This is a genomic window from Piscinibacterium candidicorallinum, assembly GCF_047549485.1.
Taxonomy (GTDB): Bacteria; Pseudomonadota; Gammaproteobacteria; order Burkholderiales; family Burkholderiaceae_C; genus Piscinibacterium; species Piscinibacterium candidicorallinum.
In genome coordinates, this window is record NZ_CP180191.1 from 589,792 (window position 1) to 609,620 (window position 19,829).

General features: G+C 67.4%; 14 protein-coding genes. 9 read left to right on the top strand and 5 right to left on the bottom strand.

Annotated features, from left to right (window positions below; all coding sequences use genetic code 11):
- Positions 1-39: 39 nt before the first annotated feature.
- Complete coding sequence (locus ACMDW7_RS02730; protein WP_377305800.1) at positions 40-234, bottom strand: hypothetical protein; 195 nt, start codon at positions 232-234, stop codon at positions 40-42.
- A gap of 77 nt (positions 235-311) precedes the next feature.
- On the opposite strand from ACMDW7_RS02730, the gene ACMDW7_RS02735 reads away from it, so the two are divergent.
- The 8 genes from ACMDW7_RS02735 (at position 312) to ACMDW7_RS02770 (ending at position 10,807) form a co-directional block, all read left to right on the top strand.
- Positions 312-953, top strand: a complete 642-nt coding sequence (locus ACMDW7_RS02735) for an RNA polymerase sigma factor (RefSeq protein WP_414859598.1) — start codon at positions 312-314, stop codon at positions 951-953.
- A gap of 80 nt (positions 954-1,033) precedes the next feature.
- Entirely contained in the window at positions 1,034-1,546 is a 513-nt protein-coding gene (locus ACMDW7_RS02740) for a hypothetical protein (RefSeq protein WP_377305796.1), read from the top strand.
- A gap of 5 nt (positions 1,547-1,551) precedes the next feature.
- Positions 1,552-4,308 (top strand): CHAT domain-containing protein, encoded by a 2,757-nt coding sequence (locus ACMDW7_RS02745; RefSeq protein WP_377305794.1) that lies wholly within the window; start codon positions 1,552-1,554, stop codon positions 4,306-4,308.
- 101 nt (positions 4,309-4,409) lie between these two features.
- Positions 4,410-5,798 (top strand): S8 family serine peptidase, encoded by a 1,389-nt coding sequence (locus tag ACMDW7_RS02750; RefSeq protein WP_377305792.1) that lies wholly within the window; start codon positions 4,410-4,412, stop codon positions 5,796-5,798.
- Positions 5,799-6,006: 208 nt separating this feature from the next.
- Positions 6,007-7,512, top strand: a complete 1,506-nt coding sequence (locus tag ACMDW7_RS02755; RefSeq protein ID WP_377305790.1) for an SLC13 family permease — start codon at positions 6,007-6,009, stop codon at positions 7,510-7,512.
- 106 nt (positions 7,513-7,618) lie between these two features.
- Entirely contained in the window at positions 7,619-8,983 is a 1,365-nt protein-coding gene (locus ACMDW7_RS02760) for a glycerate kinase (protein WP_377305788.1), read from the top strand.
- Between the two features lie 25 nt (positions 8,984-9,008).
- Positions 9,009-9,509: a hypothetical protein gene (locus ACMDW7_RS02765; protein WP_377305787.1), complete on the top strand. Its 501-nt coding sequence runs from the start codon at positions 9,009-9,011 to the stop codon at positions 9,507-9,509.
- A gap of 86 nt (positions 9,510-9,595) precedes the next feature.
- On the top strand, positions 9,596-10,807 hold the full coding sequence (locus ACMDW7_RS02770; protein ID WP_377305785.1) for a hypothetical protein: 1,212 nt from the start codon (positions 9,596-9,598) through the stop codon (positions 10,805-10,807).
- An 80-nt stretch (positions 10,808-10,887) separates the two neighbouring features.
- On the opposite strand, the gene mdoH is transcribed toward ACMDW7_RS02770, so the two are convergent.
- Positions 10,888-13,311 (bottom strand): glucans biosynthesis glucosyltransferase MdoH, encoded by a 2,424-nt coding sequence (mdoH, locus tag ACMDW7_RS02775; RefSeq protein WP_377305783.1) that lies wholly within the window; start codon positions 13,309-13,311, stop codon positions 10,888-10,890.
- A 17-nt stretch (positions 13,312-13,328) separates the two neighbouring features.
- A complete protein-coding gene (locus ACMDW7_RS02780; RefSeq protein ID WP_377305781.1) occupies positions 13,329-14,984 on the bottom strand; it encodes a glucan biosynthesis protein in 1,656 nt (551 codons plus the stop codon).
- Between the two features lie 494 nt (positions 14,985-15,478).
- Between ACMDW7_RS02780 and ACMDW7_RS02785 the strand changes: the two genes are divergently transcribed.
- The gene (locus tag ACMDW7_RS02785; RefSeq protein WP_377305779.1) at positions 15,479-16,297 is read left to right on the top strand and encodes a head GIN domain-containing protein; all 819 of its coding nucleotides are present in this window, start codon (positions 15,479-15,481) and stop codon (positions 16,295-16,297) included.
- 176 nt (positions 16,298-16,473) lie between these two features.
- Here the strand turns inward: ACMDW7_RS02785 and ACMDW7_RS02790 are convergent, their stop codons facing one another.
- Together ACMDW7_RS02790 and rpoH are read right to left on the bottom strand one after the other, a co-directional pair.
- On the bottom strand, positions 16,474-18,357 hold the full coding sequence (locus tag ACMDW7_RS02790; RefSeq protein WP_377305777.1) for a diguanylate cyclase: 1,884 nt from the start codon (positions 18,355-18,357) through the stop codon (positions 16,474-16,476).
- 220 nt (positions 18,358-18,577) lie between these two features.
- Entirely contained in the window at positions 18,578-19,450 is an 873-nt protein-coding gene (gene rpoH / locus ACMDW7_RS02795; RefSeq protein ID WP_377306164.1) for an RNA polymerase sigma factor RpoH, read from the bottom strand.
- Positions 19,451-19,829: the final 379 nt, after the last annotated feature.

The window sequence follows — 19,829 nt, forward strand, 5'->3', positions numbered from 1 at the left end:
CTGAATTGATCTCTTGTGAAATCATGGCCGAAATTGCAACTAACCGCTGCTGACCAGATGTGATTGACGCCGCCAGCGCTTGCGTTTTTTCTCCGCGGGCTCCGACTGCTCCTGCGTGGGTTTGAGCGGCTGCGTGGGCGGGAATGGCGGCGGAAAGCCCACAAAGGCCAGAAACACCAGGATCGGCAGGATCAGATAGAACAGCGGGCGTTTCCAGTCCAGGAGCTTGCGCATCGCGTGCAGCTTGGGGCTATCCCCGGGGCTTCAAGCCATGTCGGGCCCCCGGCACGCGGCTCCTGACTAACCCTTGTATGCGCACCAACCGGCGCATCCATGGACCGGACGCCTTCTACATTCCGTTGATGCCTGATGCGATGACCCCCAGCCAGCTGGATGCCGCGCTCGTGGCGCGCTGCCGCCAGGGCGACCAGCGCGCATGGGCCGAGCTCGTGCAGCGTTACCAACGGCTGATCTACACCGTGCCACGGCGCGCCGGCTTGAGTGAGGCGCAGAGCGCGGATGTCTTCCAGACGGTATTCACGCGCCTGTATGAGCACATCGACCGGCTGGCCGACCCGGAACGGCTGCATGCCTGGTTAGTGACCACCGCCAAGCGCGAAAGCCTGCGCGCGCTGGAGCAGGGGCGCCGCATTGTGGCGCTGGCCGGTGCCGATCGGGACGACGACGCGCCCGAGCCCATCGAACAGGTGCCTGACCCCGACCCCCTGCCAGAGCAGGTGCTTGAGTCGTTGCAGCTTCATCACCAACTTCGGCGCGCATTGGATGCACTCGATGAGCGTACGCGCGAGTTCATCGTGCTGGCCTTCCTGCAGGACCCCGCGCTGTCCTATCAGGAGCTGGCGGCGAGGCTGGGGGTGGCCGAGGGCAGCATCGGGCCCACGCGCGCGCGCTGCATTGCAAAGCTGCGCGCCGCCATGGACCGGTTGTCGTGAGTCGGCCACCTCGCATGTATTTCCCGGCGGGGATGCCGCTCTGTGGCGCATCCGCCGACTGATATGTATAGAGATCAAGCATGAGCCTGGCCAAAAAACTCACGGACGACGAACTGCAGCGCGCCCTTCAAGAAAGCCGCAGTCTTGAGGATGCGCCGCCCGGAGTGATCGAGCGGGCGATCGGTGTGTTCCAGCGCACCCCGGTGTCCGGGCTGGCACGGGCTGCTGAGGTGCTGCGAGCCGTACTGAGCTTCGACAGCGCCCTGGCAGGTCCTCTGGCCGCAGGGCTGCGTTCCGTCTCCACAGACCAGCGCCAGCTCTTGTTCACCGTTGAGTCGCACGATATTGACCTGCGGATCATGCCCGCCCCGGCGGATGACGCCGGTCAAGCGCAGTGGCAGGTGGCCGGGCAGGTTCTGGGTCCGCAAGCGCAAGGCAGTGTCGAGCTGCAGCTCGGCAGCGAGGTGCTGGGCCATGCGGTCCTCAGTGAACTGGGCGAGTTCCGCTTCGGCCCGATTGCTTCGGGCGAGCTCGTGCTCCGCCTGAGTTTGACGGATGCAGCCATCGAGCTACCTGCGATCGACGTCGCCTGAGACTGATGCACGCTGAACTGACGGATGGGCGGCACGCGGCTCCGGCCGAGCCGGCGCAGGTCCGCGCCGAGGCCTGGGCGCTCAAGGACACTTGCGTTGAGACTTGGGCCAGTCAGCCCAGCGCATGTGCCGTGGCCGCCGAGCGGCTTGCGCACCTGGCGGAAGGCAGCCAGGACCTCCTCGTGCATGCGCTGCGTGACTGGACCCAGGGCCTCACCCGCCTGTGGCAGGGCGACGTCGCAGCCGCACAAGAATGCCTGCAGCGCGCAAGTACGGCGCTCGATGGCATGGGCTTCATCCGCGAGTCCGTCAAGGCGCAGCTGCCGCAGCTCGCGGCCTTGTCCATGCTTGGGCGGCACGAGGAGGCACGCAGCCTCGCCACCGCAGCGCTGCAGGTCTTCCTCGAGGTGGGCGACGCGGTCTCAGCGGCCAAGACCGAGCTGAACCTCGGCTCCATGCATCTGCGGCAGGATCAGTACGAGCCGGCGGCGATGTACTACCGCCGGGCGGCTGCGCGGTTTGCTCGCCTGCGCGATCACAAGCATTCCGTCATGGCGGACACCGGTCTGGCCATCGTGCTGACGTGGCAGGCCTGTTTCAGCGATGCGCTCGCCATGTACGAACGGGCCGAAAAGCGGGCACTGCAGCATGGACTGCATGCCCTCCTTGGGCCGATCGCGCTGGCGCGAGGCCAGCTCGAGCTCAACCGTGAGCGCTACGGCAGCGCCCTGAAACACCTGCAGGCAGCCTTGCAGGACGCGGAGCGCACTGGCGCACGAGAGCAACTCAACGAAGCCCGTCGCGTGCTGGCCGATGCCTACCTGCTGCTGCGCTTGCTTCCGGAAGCTCAAACGCTCTACACGCAGGTGGTTGACGATCGCCGTGCACAAGGTGTGGGCATCGAGCTGGCATGGGCGCTGACCTGGCGCGCCGATGCCGCCGTACTCCAGGGCAGGCCCGCAGCAGCGCTGGCCGACCTGATCGAGGCTCGCGCTGCCTTTGCCGCCCAGAGCAACCCGATCGGTCTGGCACTGGTGGACCTTCGGCGCGCGCAACTCTTGCTCCGTACGGGCGAGGCAGACGCCACGGCGGCGGGTCTTGCGGCGGACAGTCGGCAGGTGTTCGAATCCGCGGGGGTTCGGCCGTGGGCGCTGGGCGCGCAACTGGTGGAAGCGCTCGCGCTTCATCAGCACGGCGAGCACGCTGCAGCCGGCGCGCTGCTCAAGCGCTTGCGCGCTGAAGCGGCTGAAGCGCCAGAACTGGCTGCACGCGCCGAATCGGCCCTCGGTGCCGCTGCGTTTGCAGCAGGTCAGTGGGATGAGGCCGATGCACATTGGCAGAGCGCAATCAATCTGTTCGAGGCGCAGCGTGCGCAGGTGCCCGGCGACGAGCTTCAGGTCAGTTACGGCAGCGACCGGCAAGCGGCCTACATCGGGCGTGTCCGCGTTGCACTGCGCCTGCCGGGCGACGCAGCGCGGCGCGTGTTCGATGCCGTTGAGCGGATCCGCACCCAGGCGTCGCGCCGTGCAACGGCGGGTGGCCCCGCCACCGACGAGTTGCTTGATCTCCGCCAGCAGCTCGCCTGGCAGCAGCAAGCGCTGATGCAGTCGCTCATGCAGGGCCGGGCCGGGCCGGACGCCAGCCAGCTGCGCGCCATGGAGTCCCTGGAACGGCGTCTGCGCGAGGTCCAGCGTCGCGCGCAGGCAGGTGGCGACCCGCAGTCCGCCTGGGCTGCTGGCGAATGGCCTGGTGCGTCGGCCGCACACCTCGAGCGCGGTGAAGGCATCGTCTCGTACATGCAGCTGGATGACGAGTTGCTGTGCTGCACCTGGACCTCCGACGGCCATGAACTGCAACGCGTGCCGGCCGCTGACCTGGCCGATCGCATCGAGCAACTGCGTTTCCAGCTCAGCAGCCTGCAGCACGGCCTCGCTCTTCGGCCCGCGCATGCTGAACAGCTGCTCGATCGCATCCGCAAGCATCTGCAGCGCCTGCATCAGACGCTCTGGCAACCGATCGCCGCGTCACTGGCTGGTTGCAAGCGGGTGGTCGTGCTGCCAGCGGTGGCGCTGGAAAACCTGCCATTTGCCGCGCTGCATGATGGCGAGGCTTGGCTGATCGAGCGTCATGCGCTCGTGATCGGATCAAGCGCCCGCGACTATCTGGAGAGTCGCGCACATGCACGTGCATCCCTGCGCCGCGCGGCGCTGGCCGGCGTGAGCAGCCCGCAACTCGGCGAAATCCGCGGCGAGCTGGACGCTGTGTCGGCAGCCTTGGGTGATGGCGGTGCGACTGAGATCCATGCATTGATCGACGCCCAGGCCACCCGGGCCGCGTTGCTTGCGGAGTTCCGGCAGGCGGACGTGCTTCATCTGGCATGCCACGGCCATTTCCGATCCGACAACCCCGCGTTTTCTGCGTTGCATGTGGCTGATGGCGCGCTGACCGTACATGACATCGAGAGCGCGAGTTCGAGCGCGCGTCTGGTCACGCTGTCGGCTTGCGAATCTGGCCGGGCACGCCGTGCGGGCGGCAGCGAACGTCTCGGGCTGGTGCGGGCGCTTCGGCGCGCTGGTGTAGCCCAAGTTGTGGCGAGCGACTGGCCGGTGGATGATGCGCGGACCGCGCAGCTCATGAGCGCGTTCTATCGCGCCCTGGCGCAGGGCATCGCTGAACCCGAGGCGCTGCAGCAGGCCCAGCGGGCGCTGGCTGGCCAGCATCCGCACCCCTTCTGGTGGGCCGCGTTTGCCGTACATGCCTAGACTTACGTCTGGTAACGGGTACGTGCTGCGCGCATGTATCAAGCTGCGGGTCTGCCGCTCTGTAGGGCATCTGCTCAACCCTTGCCTGTCCTCAAAAGCGAATGGCCTCCAAGACCCTTGATCCGCTCGTCAGTCTGAGCCGCCCGTTTGCCGTGGCGCTGGCTTTGGCCACGCTCGTCGCCTGCGGCGGCGGTGGGGGCGCCGGCGCCGCACCGTCACCGCCCGCCCCGGCGCCGGTGCCTGCACCCGCGCCGAGCGCGACCGTGGCTGACGAAGTCGTGGTCCAGCTGCTGACGGGTCAGCGGATTGCAGACCTCGCATCGGCCTACGACTTGACGGTGGTGGATCAGTTCGGCAAGCGGCCGATCTGGCGTCTGCGTACCCGTCCGGGCACCAACATTGACGCCCTGGTCACGAGACTGCGCGCCGACGCGCGTGTCCGCTTTGCCGAGGCCAATGCAGAAAGCGAAACGCCGGAGAGTCGCCATCTGGTGCCTTGGGCGGTGGGCGGTGATGCCGGAACGTATGCCACCCAATGGGCGCCAGAGGCCATCCGTCTGGCCAGTGCACAAAACCAGGGTGCAGGCATCCGTGTGGCGGTACTCGACACTGGGATTGACCTCACCCACCCTGCGCTGGCCAGCCGTTTGGCGCGCACGGCCAGTGGCGCGCTGCTGGGTCGCGACTTCGTGGACGATGACGCAGACCCCTCCGAGGGCGGCACGCCGGCACAGCCCGGCTTTGGCCATGGCACGCACGTCAGCGGCCTTGTCAGCCTGGTCGCACCGCAAGCCCGCATCATGCCGGTGCGTGTGCTGGATGAGCGCGGGCGCGGCAACCTCTGGGTGCTCAGCGAAGCCTTGGGCTGGGCTGTTGATCCGGATGGTGACCCCAACACTGACGATGGCGCGCACGTGATCAATCTGAGCTTGGCCACCACACGCCCCACCACGCTGCTGCAGGTCGCGACGGCGATCGCGAACTGCGACTTCTCTGACGACGAAGACGATATCGACTACAGCGACCCGGGCTTCGATGACGACCGCGTGCGCTGTGCAAACCGGTTTGCCGCTGTTGTAGCCGCCGCCGCAGGCAACGCAGGCAGCGCCACCGAACTGCAGTACCCGGCGGCAGAGGCGGTACCCGGTTCGATTTCAGTGACCGCATCTGCGCAGAACCGCAGTCTGTCCCCCTTGGCAAATCGCGGGCCTTGGGTGGAAATCGCCGCACCGGGAGATCGGATCATCAGCACCTTCCCTGGCGGCGGCTATGCCACGTGGAGCGGTACATCAATGGCCACACCGTTGGTCGCAGGGACCGCCACGCTGGTGCTCGCGAGCCGGCCGACCCCGCGCGATCTGCTGCCGCAAGACGTCACGGCACGCCTGCTTGCCCGTAGCGGGCGCCTGTGTGGTTCAACGATTCCGGCGCTCGACGCTGGATCGGCAGCCAACGACACCAGCCCGCCACCACCCGCACCCTGCCCGTGACTGGCGGCTGAACGGCCGAGCCATTGCAGGTGGCGCCCAGGGAGCACAGCCCATGCTGCGCTCCTTGGCTTTCAGCGCGCCGGTCAGCGGATGCATCCGGTTACGAGCTTTTTGAAGGCCTGATGTCCTGATTCGGGCTGTCACGGCTCTGTGGGGGTCATACGCCTTTTCAAGCGAGACCCCCGCCATGCACTCCTGCGCCTCAGCCTTGCCATCCGCCAGCGCCGTCAAGCCGCAGCCCGACGTCGCGCTGGTAGCCCCAATCCCACGAACCACCACGAGCCGCAAAGCTCTGCGGTCTGCGCTCAAGGCGGGCGGGCTGGCGGTGCTGCTGGGCGCCGGTGTGTGGGCGCTGCCGGCCGATTGGTCTCACCAGGCGCGGCTGAGCCTGCTGATGTTCGGGCTGGCGATGATCGCGTGGACCCTGCTCGATGCAGACGACACGGCAGTGGCCATCGCTGCGGCGCTGGCCCTCGTGGTGACCGGGGGCGTGTCCGTCGAACGCTTCCATCAAAGCTTGGGAGACAGCCTGATTTGGCTGTTGCTTGGCGCCTTCGTGCTGGCGGCTGTGGTCATCCAGTGCGGGCTGGCGCAGGCTCTGACGCAACGCGCTCTTCGCGGGCCACGCTCGCTTGGCGGGGTGTTGATCCGCACCAGTGTGGTTGTCGCAGCAACCGCGTGGGTGGTGCCATCCACCTCAGCCCGCGCTGCGCTGCTGCAGCCCATGCATGCCAGTCTGATGCGGCAATTGCCCAGCCGCCGCGCACGTCTTGCGCTGACGCTGTTGTTCCCGACCGTGATTCTGCTCTCTGCGGCAGGATCACTACTGGGGGCCGGAGCGCACCTGGTGGCGCTGGAATACATGCGCATCCTGGGCATGCCGACCCTGGGCTTCGCCCACTGGACCTGGCTGATGGCGCCATTTGCGATCGTGTCTTGCGTGGCGGCAGTTGTGCTCATCAGCTTCATGTTTCTCAGCGCGTCTGAACTGCGTCGCGGTGTGTCTTCACAGACTCCCGAGTCTGCGCAGCCGGCCTTGTCCGGGGCGCAGCTTTATGTCCTGCTCGTGGCCGTACTCGCCGTACTGGGTTGGCTCAGTACACCGATGCACGGTCTGAGCATGAGCGTAGTGGCGCTGCTTGCCGCGCTGGCGGCCTGCTTCGAGCCGCTGTCGGGCATCAGCCTGAAGCGCGCACTCAAGCAGGTGGAGTGGAGCCTGCTGCTCTTTCTTGCCGCCACGCTGGTGCTCGGCGAATCTTTGGTCGACAGCGGCGTGGCTCAGCGCGTTGCTCTCGCTCTGCAGCACGGCCTCTTCGCCCTGGGTGTACCGAACATGGTGTTGCTGGCGGCGCTTGCCCTGGTAGCGCTGCTCTCGCATCTGCTGATCGTGTCGCGTACCGCGCGGGCAGTCGTGTTGCTACCCATGTTGGCGCTGCCCTTGGCCGCCACGGGCCTCAACCCGGTCGCGCTGATCCTGCTCATCGTCGCGGGTAGCGGCTTTTGCCAGACCTTTGCCATCAGCGCCAAGCCGGTCGCGCTCTTTGCCCGCAGCGAGACGACGGCCGAGCGAGTCGTGACGCGCCGTCGCTTTGATCGCGCACTGCTCAAGCTCGCGCTTGCACTGCTGCCGATCATGCTGGCGCTGTTGCTGGCGTTCGCCGTCTGGATCTGGCCCGCCCTGGGTCTGCCGCTCCAGCACGCGGCTGCAGCCTGAGCGACCTGCGCCCGCTGTTTCAGGCTGTCACAACTCACCGGTATCGAAGACACAGCTCGCGGCTCTGTGAGTCACAAGCCACCACATCCTCCCCGGAGAAACCAGCATGAACACACCCATCAACCTGACGCCTGCCCCCTTGATGGCTCGCCCGCTGACCGTGCTGGTCGCGCCGTCCGGATTCAAGGAGAGCCTGGGGGCCGATGAGGTCACGCAGCACATCGCCGCAGGTGTGCATCGAGTTCTGCCGGATGCCCGCGTGATCTGTGCACCCCTGGTGGACGGAGGCGAGGGCTTCACGGAGGCGCTGGTGCGCGCCACCGGCGGCACGATGCATCCCGTGCGGGTCACAGGCCCGGTGGGCCAGCCCGTGGATGCCTTCTTCGGCATGCTGGGCGGCCGCAGCCGTCCCACGGCAGTCATCGAAATGGCAGCTGCGGCAGGGCTGCGTCTGGTGCCGCGCGATCAGCGTGATCCGACCTTGACTACCAGCCGCGGGGTGGGCGAACTCATCCGCGCCGCGCTGGACGCCGGTGCGGAAAGCATCCTGCTGGGCTGCGGTGATTCCGGCGTGAATGACGGCGGCGCCGGCATGGCACAGGCCCTGGGCATCAAGCTGCTGGACGTGCTTGGTGAGGAGATCGGCCCAGGGGGCGCCGAGCTCGTCCGCCTTGCGCGCATCGACTTCTCCGGGATGGATCGACGCCTTCGCAGCGTCAAGCTGGATGCTGCTGTGAACTGGCACAACGTGCTGCTCGGGCCGCGCGGCGTCGCCCGGATCTACGGGCCGCAAAAGGGCGCCAGCGCCCAGCAGGTCGACCAGCTGGAGATCGCGCTGACCAACTATGCGGCTTGCATCCGTGCGGAGACCCGGCTCGACTTGGGACAGGCGCCTGGCTGTGGTGCATCCGGCGGGCTCGGCGCCGGCTTTGTCGGCTTGCTCGGCGGTGCACTGCACCCCCGCTACGACATCGTGATGCAGTACCTCGAACTGGATGCGCTGATTCGTCAGGCCGATCTCGTGTTGACCGCCGAGGGCAGCCTGGATGGGCAGACGCCCTTCGGCAAGATTCCAGCGGAAGTCGCGCATCGTGCCAAGCGCCGTGGCCTGCCCGTGATCGCGCTTGCCGGCACGATCGGCAAGGGTGCCGCCGCCAACTTCGCGCACGGCATCGACGCCTTCGCCAGCATCGTCAAGCGACCCTGCAGCCTGGACGATGCCATCGCGCACGCGGGCAAGTGGTTGATGCGGGCCGCCGAGGACGCCATCCGCATGGTGGCAGTGGGTTACCGGCTCGCCCAAGGCACCCCGATGACCTGTGTCGCACCTCGTAAGGCGCCGCGCGCCGGTCGCACGGCGGCAGCGAGAAACATCTCCATGCAGGTGCGCGTGTCTCGGCACGTTGCCCAACTCAGGGCCGCACGCAGCCGCCGGGCTGCGGCACTGAGCTTCACCCCGCGCCTGCACTGAATCGCTCTCTTAATCGGAGTCTGTCATGTTCAAACTTCACACCACTGCAGGCAGCCGAGTGCGCCTGCCTGTCTACCGCGCCGCCCTGGCCGTGTGTGCTGCAGCACTGCTGATTGGCTGCGCCGGGCCTCGCCCGGTGATCTACGGCGCGCAGGTCGAGCCAGCATCGCGTGCAACGGGCAGCGCCAGCGCGGCTACGGCAACACAGAGCGCAGAGCGTTCGCGGGTCGATCGTCATGTAGCCGAGTGCATGGAGGCGGCTGACCGCGCGGTTGGCCGCGGTAACGATCCCAAGACCGTACTTCGCAACGCTGGTGTGGCCGCTGCTGTCGGCGCGGTAGCCGGCGGTGTTTGGGGGCTGGTCAAGCGCGAGGATGCCGGCCTGCGTACGCGAGCCGGGGGCGCTGCCGCGGCGGCGGGGTCAATCGTGCGCGATGTGCTTCTGAACGAACCCGATGAGGTCTACCGCAACCACGTGGAGCGCTGCATGACGCGGCGTGGCCATGACGTTCTTGGCTGGCGCTGAGCAGATCGCCGCAGTCGCAACTTGTCTCTCAGGTAGTGCAGTTCAGCTAGCACCCGTCAGCCTGAGCACTGTGAAAGGAAACCGAAATGAACTCGATCAGCACAAAGCGAATTCCATTGACGCTCTGCCTTGGCGCACTCCTTGTACTGGCGGCCTGCGGCGGTGGCGGCGAGGCGGGTACGGCCCCGCCAGCACCCGTCTCGGCCCTGCCGCCGGTGGCCACGAGTGTGACCGGCAAGACGCTGGCTCCGGCCCCGGCAAATCTGAGTGGCAACGTACGGTGCGAAAACCTGGTGATCGGCGCGGTGCGTCTGGACTCCGTCATCGTCCCTGCCGGCGCGAGCTGCCAGCTCGATGGCACCGTGATGATCGGAACGCTCGAAGTGCAGCAAGGCGCCTCCGTGGTGGCCACCGGGGTCAGCATCGCCGGCAATCTGCAGGCGGAGGCGGCGGCGGATGTGCTTCTTCAGGGGCGCAGCCAGATCGTGGGAGCAATCCAGATCAAACGGGGCACTACCGCGCGCATCATCAACAGCGTCGTACAGGGCGACTTGCTCTTCGAGCAGATGCAAGGGCCTGTGGATACGCGCGACATGGAGGTGCGCGGGAACCTGCAGGCCTTTGCCAACACCGGCGGGGTGCGCATCGAAAACAACGCTGTGCGCGGAAACATGCAGTGCAAAGACAACACGCCGGCGCCAATCACCTCGGGCAACTCGGCGGGCTTTGAGGACCAATGCACGAGCGCGGGTTCAGGAGGCTCTGGCGGTTCGGGGGGTGTAGCCACGCCGCCGACACTACCGCCGCAAGGCAGCAACGTGGTCTGCGCAGGACTCTCGCTGCCGGCACAGACATTCCAGAACGTGGTGGTGCCGGCCGGGGCGAGCTGTTCACTGACGGGCACCCGACTGACCGGAAACCTGGAGCTGGAGTCTGGTGCCCGCGCTGCAGTGGCCGATGCCAGCATCGCAGGTTCGGTGAGCGCCGACGGCGCAGCCAGCCTCACCATGAGCGGTGCGACGGTCGTCACCGGGGCGATCCAGGCGGTGGCTGTGGCCAGTGCGGTCATTGACGCCATTGAGGTGCGTGGCGACGTGCAGCTGATGGCTGGCACCGGACCGACCACCTTGCGCGGCACGCGCGTGGGCGGCAACGTGCAGGCTGAAGACAATCGCGGCGCGCTGAGCATCGAAGCCAACCGTATCAGCGGCAACCTGCAATGCCAGGGCAATACGCCGGCACCCAGCGGCGCGGGCAACCGTGCCGCGCAGAAGCAGGGGCAGTGCGCCCTGCTCTGATCTAGTGGCTGGCTAGGCCCTTACCTCGCAACAATCGAGTTCCTGACGGGTATCCGCGTGAGCGGATACCCGTTGGCACTTCAGGCGGCTAGTCCCGAGATGACGCCACTTGGGTTGCCGGCAATCACCGGTTTGGCGCGGCGCGAGACCTGATCGTGGACCTCGTCCTGCGCGCGGCGCACGGCTTCACGCGCGCGTTCGCGCGTAGCCTCGTCGATCATGCGTGCCGGGCGGGTGGGGCGCAGGCGCGGGCGCTGGGCGTCGCTGTAGCTCACGCGGAAGCTGCCCGCCATCGCCTGCAGGCGCGCCACTTCTTCGGCATGACGCAGCTGCGCCATGCGAACCTCCTGCGGCAGATCCGGGGTCTGTGCTTGGTGCGGCAGCGCGACGATCAGGGCCAGCGCCGCGATCTTGAGCGCGGGGCCGGACCAGGCGCGTGACAGACCCTGCGCGAAGGCCGCGCGCCAGCCGGGCGCAGCGTCAAGCACAGGGCGGGGCACGATTGTTGGAGCGGCAGCCGCTGCGCTGCCACCCACGCTTGCAAGTGCGGGTACCGGATGCGGCAGCAGGTCGGCAAAACCGCGCTGCGCCATGGCGTGGCGCAGGGTGCGCGGCGTGGCCGCTTCATCGGGCACCAGCAGCACGCGCAGGCGGCGCAGGGCGGCACCGAGGGCCGGGTGGCTGGTCCACACTGCGACGGGAATGGCCAGCACCAGCGCCACGGTCAGCGGCGCGATGTGTGGGGCGACCAGCGCATCGTTCGTCAGCACCCACGCTGCAAGCAGCAACAGCGGCGTGCAGAGGATGCCCAGACGCGAGAAGGCGTCCCGCCAGCCGATGGCGAGCGCATCGCGCGGCGGCGAGCGCCATTCGAGCTTCAGGCCTGTGAAAGTGGACAGCACGTAGGTGGAGTACGCGAGCATGCGCACCGGCGCCTGCAGTGCAGACACGGCGAGTTCCAGCAGCGCACTGCCGATCAGGCGCAGCGTGCCGCCAAAGGCGTGCTGCTGGCCGTGCAGGCGCACCGCCGCCACGCCGAGTGCGCGCGGCAGCAGCAGCAGCGCCAGGGTCAGACCCCAGAGCGCGAGACCGGCCGTCTGGTTCTGCACCACCGCCTCATGCCCAGCCCACAGACCGAGCGCCACGAACACCAGCCACACCGGGCCCATCACATAGGACAGTGCGCCAATGGCAAACATCGCGCGGTGCACGCCCTGCCAGCCGGGCTCTGCAATGAGCTGCGCGTTCTGCAGGTTGCCGCGGCACCAGCGGCGGTCGCGGTCGAGTTCATCGAGCAGGTTGGGCGGCAACTGCTCCCAGCTGCCCTCCAGTTGCGGTGCGAGCCAGACCTCGTAGCCGGCGCGGCCCATGCAGGCGGCTTCCACGAAGTCGTGCGAGAGGATGTCGCCCGCCAGACTGCCGCGGCCGGGCACATGGGCCAGCCCGCAGTGCTGCATGAAAGCGTCCACGCGCAGGATGGCGTTGTGCCCCCAGTAGTGCGAGTGACCGAGCTGCCAGTAGGCCATGCCCAGCGCAAACAGCCGGCCGGTGACGCGGGTGGCGAACTGCTGCACGCGGGCATGCAGGGTGTTGTGGCCATAGGCCTGCGGCAGCGTCTGCACGATGCCGGCGCGCGGGTGGGCTTCCATTAGGCGCACGAGCTTCACCAGCGTGTCGCCATGCATGGTGCTGTCGGCATCCAGCACGATCATGTAGCGGTAGTTGGCGCCCCAGCGGCGGCAGAAGTCCGCCACATTGCCGGCCTTGCGCCCTGTGCGGCGACGGCGCAGGCGGTAGAACACGCGCGCGCCTTCGCCGATGGGTTTGTCACCCAGCAGATCGCGCATGCGCTGCCAGGCAGACAGCTCTGCCGCGCGGATCGCCGGGTCGGTGCTGTCCGACAAGATGTAGAAGTCAAAAAGCTTGAGCGCGCCGGTGGCCGCGAGCGATTCCGCCGTGGCGCGCAGGCCGGAGAACACGGTGGCGATGTCCTCATTGCAGATCGGCATGATGACCGCGGTGCGCGCGTCGGTGTCGATCGGCGCGCGTTCCTCGGGCAGCGCGAGCGCATGCGGATCACCGCGCAGTATCACCCAGGCACCCATCAGCGCCGTGACGGTGCCGGCACCCACCCAGGCCAGCAGCAGCACGGCCAGCGTGGCATAGGCCCACCACAGGGCCGAAGGCTGCACCGGCGCATTCACCGCCAGCAGGGTCACCGCCAGCGCCGCAAAGCCCAGTACCACGCCCAGCAGCACGCGGCGGCGCGTGTGCGCGGCACTTTCCCAGGCGGCCGGCGGCTGGGTGTGCCAGGTAAAGCCCTTCTGGCTCGCTCCGGGCAGCATCAGGAGCAGACCGCGCAGCAGGCCGCGGCCCAGGCCCGTCCAGGGGCGGCGCGGCATGGGCGTGCGCCGGACGGGGGGCGCCGTGCAGGGCGTTGTCCGGGGTGCCGATGCCGGCACGGTGGTCTTCAATGAACGCTGCAGGACATCAGGTTCAGCCATAGGGGATCGGATTCCTCTTATTGCGGGGGCAGAACGTAGGACCAGGTTTCACTCAACGCGTGGGTGGCGGCACCGGCAGCAGCCTGCAGGTACAGGCGCAGCTCCACCGGCTGGCTGGCATCCAGCCGTTCGAACTCGAGCGTGCTGCGCCAGCCGCCGCGCACCGGATTGGGATAGGTGTGCACACGGCGCAGCTTGGTATTGGCGCCCAGGCTGGCGCGTGCTTGCACGTCCTGTGCCAGCACGCCCGCGGGCAGGGGCGTGTCGGAGAAGTCGATCACCAGCTTGTGCAGACCGGCTGGCCGCTCGCCTTTGAAATAGCCGTAGCCGCTGCGGGTCTGCAGCACCCGGGCGCCGGGTGGGCTGCGGTCGGCGCCGCCCGGCGCTGGCCCTTGCCAATGGATGCGCCATGCTAGGTCAATGGATTGGCCGGGCGCCGGCAGCTGCGCGGGCACCCAGAAGGCGGCGATGTTGTCGTGGGTTTCGTCCGGGGTGCGGAACTGCAGCAGCTCCACGCGGCCCTCGCCCCATTGGCCGATCGGCTCCACCCAGGCGCTGGGCCGCGCCTCGTAGCGGGCCTCGATGTCCTCGTAACTGGCAAAGCTGCGGTCGCGCTGCATCAGGCCAAAGCCGCGCGGCGAATTCAGCGCGAAGGACGTGACCAGCACGCCCGCCGGGTTGGTGAGTGGCCGCCAGAGCCATTCGCCAGCCGCAGTCTCGATCTGCAGGCCGTCGGAGTCATGCACCTCGGGGCGGAAGTCGCCCGTGCTGCTGGCCTGGTTTTCGCCGTGCAGGAACATGCTGGTGAGCGGCGCGATGCCCAGGGTGCGGATCGGCGAGCTGCCTGCGCGGAGGAACAGCTGAGCGCGCACCGTGGTGACGGTGGCCGCGCCCGGCTGGAGGGTGAACTGGTAGGCGCCCGCCACGCGCGGGCCGTCCAGCAGGGCGTAGAACACGAACTGCTTGCTGCCGGCGGCGGGCCGCTCGAACCAGAAGGTGGTGAAGTCCGGAAACTCCTCGGGCGCGCCGCCCGTGGTGTCGATGGCGATGCCGCGAGCTGACAAGCCGTAGCGCTGCCCCTGGCCGAGCGCGCGAAAGTAGTTGGAGCCGACGAAGGCCACCACTTCGTCCTGCTTGGCGCCTTCGTTGAGCGGATAGGTCAGGCGCCAGCCGGCCACGGGGGCGGTCGCGTCGGGGGGCTCGGGCGGCAGCACGCCGTCGTTGTTAAAGACGCGGGCTGGAAGGCGCAGCGCGCGGGCCTGGCCCTGTTCGATCTCGAACAGGCGCAGCTCGCGCACCGCAGCGGCGCCAGCGACGGGGAAGAACTGCATCTCGAAGGGCGAGCCGGTACCGCGCCAGAGCGAGGCCTCCGCGCGAAATTGGATGCGGCGCACGGCGTCGTAGTCCAGCGCGGCGCGGCGCGGGTCTGCGGGTGGAGCGGCTCGCCAGGGCTGCGCGGCCAGGGCGCGGGCCTCGCGGGCCACGTCGTCGAAGCCGAAGGCGCGCTGGGCAGGCGTGGAGGCTGCGGCGGTCGCCTGCGCCCATGCCGCAAGCGGCACGGCAAGGCCCCCAAGGCCCGCGAGCGTCAGCACCCGGGCAGCCCTGCGCACGCCGCGCAGCCAGTGGCCGAGCAGCGAAATGCACACAACGAGCGGGGACCAGGTTCGATCCAACGAGCCTCCTGATGGGATGCCAGCGGTTTGGGTGCCCGGCGCGGGCGGGTGGGGGCCGCGTGCCGGGCGGGTTGCGCCTGGGCGGCGCCTTCGGGTGTCGGGCGCACTTGGGGCGCGGTACGAAGCAGGAGCTCCTCGGGCGGGAGCGCCGCTGCGCTGCTGCAGTGCGCAATTTTCGACGGCGGGGCCATGCGGATCAGCCGTCAATGCGACGCGCTTTGAAACAGAATGTTCATTTGCGACCGCAGCAAAGTGCAATTTTTGCACGATGTGCCAGCCGCAGCGCGCGCTTCGAGCCCCACCTCCAGCCCCGCCTCCAGCCGGGCGGTCTGATGCAGCCTGTCCCCGGCCATCTGCAGTCTGTCGCAGTCCGCTCGCGCCGGGTCGGCGCTCACCGAACAATGCCGCCAAGGCCGCTGAAAACGCATCCTGCCCGGGAGCGCCGCCGCAGCCGGTCACCGCAAATTCGCACAGCAACGCACTGGAGATCCAATATGAGCCTCGCTCTGACCCTGCCCCGCTTGGCCCTGGCCGCCGCCCTGCTCACGGTGGCGCATGTGGCCACCGCGCAAACCGTGACGGTGGAGACCAACGAGGAAAAGACGCCCAACGGCACGCGCACCACCATTTCGATCAACGGCCTGTCCTGGTGGGGCGGCGGCACCCGCGTGGAAGGCAATGGCAAGGTGGTCGAGAAGGCGCGCGAGATTCCGTCCTTCTCGCAGGTGAAGGTGCGTGGGCCGATGGACGTGCGCATGCGCGCCAGCGACAAGGAGGTGCTGACCGTGCGGGCCGACGAGAACATCGAGCCGCTGATCGAGACCCGCATGGAGGGCGACGCGCTGGTGATCGGCCTGAAGAACAATGTCAGCATCAACACCCGCGGCCCGCTGGAAGTGACGCTGAACTTCAAGAAGCTTGAGGGCGTGGGCCTGTCCGGCTCAGGCAATGTGAGCGTGGACCGCGTGGAAGGCGCGCGCTTTGCCGCCAGCATTGCCGGCAGCGGCGACCTGCGCGTGGAAACCGCCAATGTCACGGACTTCCGCGGCGCGGTTTCCGGCAGCGGTGACCTGCGCATCAATGGCCGGGCCGACAACCAGCACTTCAGTGTGGCCGGCAGCGGCGACATCTGGGCCGGCCGCCTGAACGGCAAGAGCGTGCGCGTCTCGATTGCCGGCAGCGGCGATGTGCGCCTTGGCCAGTGCGAGAACCTGGACGTGTCGATCGCCGGCAGCGGCGACGTGAGCTACCAGGGCAACCCGACGGTGAAGAAGTCCATTGCAGGTTCCGGCTCGGTGGTGGCTGCCAAGTGATCTAAATCTGGCCGAAAATGGACGATTTATGAATGAGCGATCACTTATTTTCCGCATGAAATGCGCGGATATTGAGCGTTTCTGGTTTCCATAGAAGTTCGGCCGAAAACGATACATCACGCAAAAGAGCTGCACCTCAGGCGCAGCTCTTTTGCTTTGGGCCGACGCGGCCGCGCTTATTCCTCGATGCGGTTGCGGCCGGCCTGCTTGGCGCGGTAGAGCGCGGCATCGGCTCGGGCGGCCAGCGGCGCCAGCATGGGCTCCAGCTCGCCGCGTTGCGCCACGCCCAGGCTGATGGTCACGCGCAGACCGGGGTCGACATCCGGAAAGCGCAGGGCTTCGACGGCGCTGCGCATGCGCTCGGCCACGGCGCGCGCCACTTCGCGGTCGGCGTCCGAGAGCACGGCCACGAACTCTTCGCCGCCCACGCGGCCGATCACGTCATTGGTGCGCAGCGCGCCCGTGCAGGCCTGCGCGACGCGGCGCAGCACCAGATCGCCCGCCTCGTGGCCGTAGACGTCATTGACTCGCTTGAAGTGGTCGATGTCGATCGCCAGCACCGACAGCGGCACCTTGTCTTCGTCGGCCTGGTCCATGCGCAGCTGGGCCTGGGCCAGCAGGTTGCGCCGGTTGGGCAGGCGCGTCAGCTCATCGCTCAAGGCCAGATCGCGCATGCGGCGCGACAAGGTGAGTTGCCGCCAGGTCATGGCCGCCAGACCGAGCAGACCCACGCCACCCACGGCAATCAGCAGCCACTGCAGGCGCTGGATGCGGCCGGCATCTTCCAGCGCCTGACGCCGCGCGGTGTTCTCGGCAAATAGCGCAGCGTTCTGTTCTTCCTTGCGGGCGGTGTCGAACTGCACCTGCAGGCGGGCGAACTGCTTGTTGCGCGCCGCCTCGGTGAGCGTGCGCACCAGTGCGATCTGCCGCTCGCGGGCCTGCGCGGCGGCCTTCCACTGGCCAAGCGCCGCAAAGGCGAGGGCGCGCTGGCCCTCGATGAATTCGATGAAGGCGTCGTCGCTCTGGCGCTCGAACACGGCCAGCGCGGCGTTCAGTTCGACCAGGGCGTCGCGCGGCCTGGCCAGAGCCTGTAGGGCAACGCCTCGGGTCGTGCGCATCTGTGCGACGCTGTCCTCATCGCCGGCGCGCTCGAAGAAACGCAGCGCTTCGTCCAGCATGGGCAGTGCGTCCTCAGGCTGACCCAGCTTGATCAGTGTCCTCGCAATGGCTCGATTGGCCTGCATCGTCTCGGCCTGCAGGCCCAGGCTCTGCTCGATCTCGCGGCCTTGTCGGAACAGGGCCAGCGCCTGGGGAAAATCCTTCTTTGCCTCGTAGGTAGCGGCCAGATTGTGCAAAGTCACCGCCGCGTCTCGTTCGGCCTGGTCGGCCTTTTGCAGATCGAGCAGGCGCTTGTAGTGGTCAATCGCCTGCTCGTAGGCGCCCACATTGTTGTCCGAATAGAGATTGGCAATGTTGTTGAGCACCTGCTGCTGTGAACGGCTGCGCGCAAGTTGCGTGTTGATGTCGTAGGCGCGCTGAAGGTCTGCCAGCGCGGCGGCGTGATCGGCCAGTTCAGTGCGCATCTCGGCGCGCAGGGTCAATGCGTCGGCCAGCAGCGCGCGGTTGCCCAGGCGCTCGGCCTCGGCCAGCACGGCCTCGTACTCGCGGCTGGCTTCGTTCAGGGTGCGCTGATTGACAAGCAGCGCACCGCGGCACAGACGCAGCTCGGCGCGTTGCGCATCCCAGGTGCCAAACAGAGGCGAAGCCAGCGTCTTGTCGACATCCAGCAGCGGGTCAGTCAGGCGGTTGCTGGCCTGTAGCCAGCAGCGCTGCACCAGCGCGCGGCGGCGCAAACCCTCGTCCGCGGCGGCGCCCTGCGCGTCGAGCGCGGCGAGGGCTTCGCTGGTGCGCTGCATGGCGGACTTGGGATCACGCGCCTCCAGGCGCTCGGCCTCGTCAAGCAGCTGGATCACGGCCGGACTGGCAGCGGCTGGCACGGCATGCAGGCAGAAGGCGCACAACAGCAGCGCAGACGCGCACAACAAGGGCTTGTGAGTCATGGCGCGTGATTTTGGTGCAAGTCGCAACCGGTCTCACTGCGCGCTCTGGAGCGTTGCGTCGTTCACACGCTCTCGGGTCAGGCCGAACTGAACGTCTTTGCGAAAAAAGACCCCGGCAGGGCGACCTGCCGGGGTCTGGATTGCGCTGTGCGGGTGGGAGAGAGGAGGAGAGACCGCTTTGCTTGCAGCGCAGGATCAGGTCAGTCGCGGGTGCTTGCGCTCAGCGGCCGGCCTGAAACTCGGTGAGTGCGCCACGCATCTTCTTGAGCGCGGCACTTTCAATCTGGCGAATCCGCTCGGCGCTGACGCCGTATTCATCGGCCAGCTCCTGCAGCGTCATCGGCTCGCTGCCGTCCTCGGCCACGTTCAACCAGCGGGTCTGAATGATGCGGCGGCTGCGGTCGTCGAGCTTGGCCATCGCGGCCTCGATGCCGGAGGACGACATGGCATCGCGCTCCTTCATCTCCAGAACGCGGGTGGGCTCGGTGCGGCTGTCTTCCAGGTAGGCGATGGGCGCGAAGGCCATCGCGTCCTCGCCGTCGTCCGGGTTGCCTTCCAGCGCGATGTCGCCGCCGGAGAAGCGCGTCTCCATCTCGCGCACTTCCTCGGGCTTGACCTCCAGCGTGTCGGCGATGCGCTGCACGGCGGCGGAGTCCAGCGTGCCGGCATCGCCCTTCATGCTGCGCAGATTGAAGAAGAGCTTGCGTTGGCTCTTGGTGGTGGCCACCTTGACCATGCGCCAGTTCTTCAGGATGTATTCATGGATCTCGGCCTTGATCCAGGCCAGCGCAAAGCTGACCAGGCGCACGCCGCGATCCGGGTCGAAGCGCTTCACCGCCTTCATCAGGCCGATGTTGCCTTCCTGGATCAGGTCGGCATGGGGCAGGCCGTAGCCGAGGTAGTTGCGTGCGACGCTGACCACCAGGCGCAGGTGCGACATCACCAGCTTTCCGGCTGCCTCGACCGACTCGCGGTCGCGGAGATCACGGGCGAGCTGCTGCTCTTCTTCATGCGTGAGCAGCGGGATGCGGTTGACGGCCGAGATGTAGGCGTCGATGTTGCCCAGCGCGGGCAGGCGAGACATCGAGACCATCAGACTCTGACCGCTGGCGAACGGACTGGCAGCCGGGCTCAGGGCAAGTGATTGAGTCATTTGTCTTACCTTTCACTGAATACAGCGGGATGATTAGCACTCTATGCCGGTGAGTGCTAAATGTCCAGTCAAGTTCCCTGATCGACGATATAGGGCCTGTTTATTCAGACGGGTGCCGCTGTGGCAAGTCATTCAATTCGGTAGGAAATTCAGTCAATTTGATAGTCAAAGTTAGTGCACGCTATCTGATCTACAGAGTCTCTATCTGCGTTTTGAGACCCGCCTGTTGGTTTGTGCAGCAGTTTGTTCGCCAGAAGGCGAACGGAAAGTCCGCTTGTGGCCTAGCTCGCGCCATCACAAAGCGTAGGTGCGGGACCTC